This is a genomic window from Mesorhizobium sp. M2C.T.Ca.TU.002.02.1.1, assembly GCF_003997225.1.
In genome coordinates this window covers 1-6,157 of sequence record NZ_RZTO01000331.1, presented here as the reverse complement: position 1 = coordinate 6,157, position 6,157 = coordinate 1, and the positions used below count along the sequence as shown (strand labels likewise).

The window sequence follows — 6,157 nt, the reverse complement described above, 5'->3', positions numbered from 1 at the left end:
GCGCCGCGCTTAAAGCGCTCGACCCACGCGTCTTCGTCGACGAGCGTTTCGGCTTGCCGACGGTGCGTGACATCATTGCCGAGCTGGAAAAACCCGGACGCGACCCGCGCCCCGGCTTCAAGACCGCGACTTTCGCGGAAGGCGTCGACGACATCAAGGATTTGAAGCCAGGCATGCTGCTCGAAGGCACGGTCACCAATGTCGCCGCCTTCGGCGCCTTCGTCGACATCGGCGTGCACCAGGACGGGCTGGTGCATGTCTCGCAACTGGCCGACCGTTTCATCAAGGATGCGCATGAGGTGGTGAAGGCCGGCGACGTGGTGAAGGTGCGCGTCGTCGACGTCGACATCAAGCGCAAGCGCATCGGCCTGTCGATGCGCAAGGATGGCGGCGAGGGTGGGGCGCCTCGCGGCGGCCAGCGCGACCACGGCGGCGGCAAGCCGGCGCCGCGATCGCCGGCACCGCAGCGCCAGCCGGAAAAGCCTTCGCAGGGCGCGTTCGGCGCGGTACTCGCCGAGGCGATGAAGCGGAAGTAGCTACCACGCGAGCACTGCCGGCTCCTTGCCGATCTGACCCAGCAGCCAATCGCGAAAACTGGCGACCGGCGGATGGCCGCGCTTGTCGTGCGGCACGACCAGATAATAGGCGCTGCGGCTCTGCATCGGTTCGCCGGGTGCGGGCACCAGCTGGCCGCGCTGCAACTCGCCGGCAATCAGGATTTCCGGCAGCAACGCCACGCCGAGGCCCGCCATGCAGGCCTGGGCGACCGTGCCGAACTGCTCGAACTGCATGCCGGGGCCCGTCGGCGCTTCCAGCCCCTGATGCTCGAACCATTCGCTCCAGGCCCCGGGGCGGGTCGCCATATGCAGCAGCGGCAGGCGGCTGATATCGGCCGGCGTGGCGATGGCGCGGGTGGCGAGGAACTCGGGCGAAACCACCGGCATCACGGTTTCGCGCATCAAAAGCGTGCTCTCGGCGTCCGGCCAGTCGGGCATGCCGTGATGGATCGCGGCATCGAGCCGCTCGCGGGCAAAGTCGAACCGCCCGATGCGGGTGGCGAAATTGATGGTGATGTCGGGATGACGGGCGACGAAATCCGGGATCAACGGCATCAGCCAGCGCGTGCCGAAGGTCGGCAGAATGGCAAGGTTGAGAACACCACTATGCCGATTGCTCATCAATCCAAGCGCAGCATCACGCAACTGGCCAAGCGCGGAGCGCACCGCTTCGGCATAGGTCTCGCCTGCGGCTGAGAGCCGGACGTTGCGGCTGTCGCGCTCGAACAGCCGACGCCCGAACTGTTCTTCCAGCAGGTTGATCTGCCGGCTGACGGCGCCTTGGGTCAGGTCGAGCTCGCGCGCGGCGGCGGTGAAGGAGCCGAGGCGCGCCACCGCCTCGAAGGCGGCGAGCGCGGCGGTGTTCGGCAAAAGGCGGCGCTGGACGTTCATGATCCATTACTAATGCTCATTGATCCGCGATGCAATTTCGTTTGATTTTTCCCCTGTGCGGGCGGATAAGCCGGGCACATCGAAATACTGGGAGCCCGAGGCCATGGCCGCCGAGAAGAACGCTTTCGTCTGGAACGATCCTTTCCTGATCGAGGACCAGCTTTCCGAGGATGAGCGCATGGTGCGCGACGGCGCGGCCGCCTTCGCCGCCGACAAGCTCGCGCCGCGCATCGAGGAAGCCTATGCCGACGAGAAGACCGACCCGTCGATCTTCCGCGAGATGGGCGAGGCGGGCCTGCTCGGCATCACCATTCCGGAAGAATATGGCGGGCTGGGCGCCGGATACGTGACCTATGGCCTGGTGGCGCGGGAAGTCGAGCGCATCGATTCCGGCTATCGCTCGATGATGAGCGTGCAGTCCTCGCTGGTCATGTATCCGATCCATGCCTATGGCTCGGAAGCGCAGCGCAAGAAGTATCTGCCCAAGCTGGCGTCGGGGGAATGGATCGGCTGCTTCGGCCTCACCGAGCCGGATGCCGGCTCCGATCCGGGCGGCATGAAGACGCGCGCCGAGAAGACAGCCAACGGCTACAAGCTCTCCGGCTCCAAGATGTGGATCTCCAACGCGCCGATCGCCGACGTCTTCGTCGTCTGGGCGAAGTCGGCCGCGCATGACAACCAGATCCGTGGTTTCGTGCTCGAAAAGGGCATGAGGGGGCTTTCGGCGCCGAAGATCGGCGGCAAGCTCAGCCTCCGCGCCTCGATCACCGGCGAGGTGGTGATGGAGGGCGTCGAGGTCGGCGAGGACGCGCTGCTGCCCAATGTCTCGGGCCTGAAAGGCCCGTTCGGCTGCCTCAACCGGGCGCGTTACGGCATCTCCTGGGGCGCCATGGGTGCGGCGGAAGATTGCTGGCATCGGGCGCGGCAGTACGGTCTCGACAGGAAACAGTTCGGCAAGCCGCTCGCCGGCACGCAGCTCTTCCAGAAGAAACTGGCCGACATGCAGACGGAGATCGCGCTTGGACTGCAGGGTTCGTTGCGCGTCGGCCGGCTGATGGACGAAGGCAAGATGGCGCCGGAAATGATCTCCATCGTCAAACGCAACAATTGCGGCAAAGCGCTCGACATCGCCCGCCAGGCCCGCGACATGCATGGCGGCAACGGCATCCAGATCGGCTACCACGTCATGCGCCATGCGCAGAACCTGGAGACGGTCAACACCTATGAAGGCACGCATGACGTGCATGCGCTGATCCTGGGACGGGCGCAGACGGGTATTCAGGCGTTCTTCTGAGCCGGCAACGCTGCTTAAATTAGGTGCAGCGCAACATCTCTGCTTGGAGAAGGGCCAGCATTTATGTCAGGGTTCGGCGGATTGAAACGCCGAACTCCGGGGCACCATGGCAATTCTGGCAGCCGTCCATCACCTGACCCACTACAAGTATGACCGGCCGGTAGTGCTCGGTCCCCAGGTGATCAGGCTGCAGCCGGCGCCGCATTCGCGCACCAAGGTGCTCAGCCACTCGCTGAAGGTCGAGCCGGCAAACCACTTCGTCAACCTGCAGCAGGACCCCTACGGCAACTTCCTCGCGCGCTTCGTCTTCCCGGAGCCGGTGAGCGAGCTGAAGATCGAGGTCGACCTCGTCGCCGACATGACGGTCTACAATCCGTTCGACTTCTTCGTCGAGGAGAGCGCCGAGACCTTTCCGTTCGATTACCCGGAAGAGATCAGGGAAGACCTCGCCATCTACCGGAAACCGGAGCCGGCAGGACCGCTGTTGTCGAAATTCCTGGAAAGCATCGACCGCAGCCCGACGAACACCGTCAATTTCCTGGTCGGCCTCAATGCAAGGCTGCAGCGCGAGATCGCCTATATCGTGCGCATGGAGACCGGCGTCTATTCGCCGGAAGAGACGCTCGCCGCGGCCAAGGGCTCGTGCCGGGATTCCAGCTGGCTCCTGGTGCAGATCCTGCGCAATCTGGGCATCGCCGCGCGCTTCGTCTCCGGCTATCTGATCCAGCTCAAGCCAGATCTCGTCGCGCTCGACGGACCGCCCGGGACGGCGGTCGACTTCACCGACCTGCATGCCTGGTGCGAGGTCTATATTCCGGGCGCCGGCTGGATCGGTTTCGACCCGACCTCCGGCCTACTCACCGGCGAAAGCCATGTTCCGCTCGCCGCGACGCCGCATTTTCGCAATGCAGCGCCCATCTCCGGCATGGCGAGCTTCGCCAATGTCGACTTTGGCTTCGACATGCGGGTCGACCGGATCGCCGAGCATCCGCGCATCACCAAGCCGTTTTCGGATGAAAGCTGGGAGGCGCTCGACCAACTGGGCGAAAAAGTCGACGCGGCACTGAAGGACGGGGACGTGCGGCTCACAATGGGCGGCGAGCCGACCTTCGTGTCGATCGACGATTTCGAATCCGCGGAATGGAACACCGCGGCTGTCGGTCCGACCAAGCGCGACAAGGCCGACCAGCTCATCCGCCGGCTGCGCGAGCGCTTCGCGCCGGGCGGTTTTCTGCATTACGGCCAGGGGAAATGGTATCCGGGCGAGAGCCTGCCGCGCTGGACCTTCTCGCTCTACTGGCGCACCGACGGCGAGCCGGTCTGGCGCGATCCGTCGCTGATCGCGAGGGAAAACGGTAATGCCGCGGTCGGGCCCGAACAGGCCGAAAGCCTGCTCAAGGCGGTCGCCGGCGAACTCGGCATCGACAAGGCGATGGTGAGCGAGGCCTATGAGGATCCGGGCGAGTGGCTGCTCAAGGAAGGCAAGCTGCCCGACAATGTCGACCCGTCGAATTCCAAGCTGGAAGACCCGGAAGAGCGCAGCCGCATGGCGCGCGTCTTCGAGCGCGGCCTGACCAGGCCGTCCGGCTATGTGCTGCCGGTGCAGCGCTGGAACAGCCAGGCCGCCGGCCAGCGCTGGCGCTCGGAGAAATGGAAGACCCGGCGCGGCCGCCTGTTCCTTGTGCCCGGCGACTCTCCGGTCGGCTACCGCCTGCCGCTCGGTGCGCTGCCTTACGTGCCGCCGGCGCAATTCCCTTATATCGTGCCGGTCGATCCGTCCGTGCCGCGCGGCGCGCTGCCGGCGCGCGATGCCATCCTGCCGGAAGCTCCGGCCGGCGGCGCCGACGAAATGGCGCGTCAGCAGGCGGAGGCGTCCTTCACGGCCGCCACGGCCCAGCAGGACCGGGTCGAGCAGCAACTGACCGAGATCGGCGGCGCGGTGCGCACCGCGCTCACCGTCGAACCGCGCGACGGCCGGCTCTGCGTGTTCATGCCGCCGGTCGAGGCGCTGGAAGACTATCTCGAACTGGTGGCGGCGGCGGAGAACGCGGCCAAGGCGATCGGCCTGCCGGTGCATATCGAAGGCTACGCTCCGCCGCACGATCCGCGCCTCAACGTCATCCGTGTGGCGCCGGACCCCGGCGTCATCGAAGTCAACATCCATCCGGCCGCGAACTGGCGGGAATGCGTCGCGACGACGAGCGCGATCTACGAGGAGGCGCGGCAATCGCGGCTCGGCACCGACAAATTCATGATCGACGGCCGCCACACCGGCACCGGCGGCGGCAACCATGTAGTGGTCGGCGGCGCGACGCCCAATGACAGTCCGTTCCTGCGCCGGCCGGACTTGTTGAAGAGCCTGGTGCTGCAATGGCAACGGCATCCGTCGCTGTCCTATCTGTTTTCGGGCCTTTTCATCGGTCCCACCAGCCAGGCGCCGCGCATCGACGAAGCGCGGCACGATTCGCTTTACGAGCTTGAGATCGCGCTGGCGCAGGTGCCGCATCCCGACACCGGCACGGCACCCTTGCCCTGGCTGGTCGACCGGCTGTTCCGCAACCTCCTGACCGACGTGACCGGCAACACGCACCGTTCGGAAATCTGCATCGACAAATTGTTCTCGCCGGACGGTCCGACCGGCCGGCTCGGGCTGGTCGAGTTCCGCGGTTTCGAGATGCCGCCCAATGCGCGCATGTCGCTTGCGCAGCAATTGCTGGTCCGCGCCATCATCGCGCGCGCCTGGAAGAACCCGCTCGAGGGCCGCTTCGTGCGCTGGGGCACCTCGCTGCATGACCGTTTCATGCTGCCGCATCATGTCTGGGCGGATTTCCTCGACGTGCTGGAAGACCTGAAGCTCAACGGCTTCGATCTCCGCCCGGAATGGTTCGCCGCCCAGCTCGAGTTCCGCTTCCCGTTCTGCGGCGAGGTTCGGCATGCCGGCGTCAAGCTGGAGCTCAGGCAGGCGCTGGAGCCATGGCACGTGATGGGCGAGCAGGGCGCGATCGGCGGCACTGTGCGGTTTGTGGACTCCTCGGTCGAGCGGCTGCAGGTGCGCGCCGAAGGCCTCAATCCGGAGCGTCACGCCATCGTCTGCAACGGCCGCATCGTGCCGATGAAGGTGACGGACAATCGCGAGGTCGCGGTGGCGGGCGTGCGCTTCAAGGCCTGGCAGCCGGCGTCCGGCCTGCATCCGGCGCTGCCGGTCAACACGCCGCTGGTCTTCGACATCTACGACCGCTGGTCGGGCCGCTCGGTCGGCGGCTGCGTCTACCATGTCGCGCATCCGGGCGGCCGCAATTACGACACCTTCCCGGTCAACGGCAACGAGGCCGAGGCGCGGCGGCTTGCCCGGTTCGAACCGCGCGGCCACACGCCGGGCGGCTATGTGCTGCGTGACGAAGAAGCTTCTGAAGAG

The 6,157-nt window shown here is 66.0% G+C and carries 4 protein-coding genes; 3 read left to right on the top strand and 1 reads right to left on the bottom strand.

The features are described from left to right. Positions 1 to 536, top strand: a 536-nt coding sequence (locus EOD07_RS18235) for a S1 RNA-binding domain-containing protein (protein WP_127236465.1), incomplete at its 5' end; no start/stop codon positions are given. On the opposite strand, the gene EOD07_RS18230 is transcribed toward EOD07_RS18235, so the two are convergent. Then, positions 537 to 1,448, bottom strand: coding sequence for a LysR family transcriptional regulator (locus EOD07_RS18230; protein WP_041012692.1), 912 nt, complete (start codon positions 1,446 to 1,448; stop codon positions 537 to 539). 103 nt (positions 1,449 to 1,551) lie between these two features. Here EOD07_RS18230 and EOD07_RS18225 point away from each other — a divergent pair, with 103 nt between their 5' ends. Together EOD07_RS18225 and EOD07_RS18220 are read left to right on the top strand one after the other, a co-directional pair. Then, positions 1,552 to 2,742, top strand: coding sequence for an acyl-CoA dehydrogenase (locus tag EOD07_RS18225; RefSeq protein ID WP_127236464.1), 1,191 nt, complete (start codon positions 1,552 to 1,554; stop codon positions 2,740 to 2,742). Positions 2,743 to 2,848: 106 nt separating this feature from the next. Next, positions 2,849 to 6,157 (top strand): transglutaminase family protein (locus EOD07_RS18220; RefSeq protein ID WP_164772330.1); only part of this gene is annotated, 3,309 nt, incomplete at its 3' end.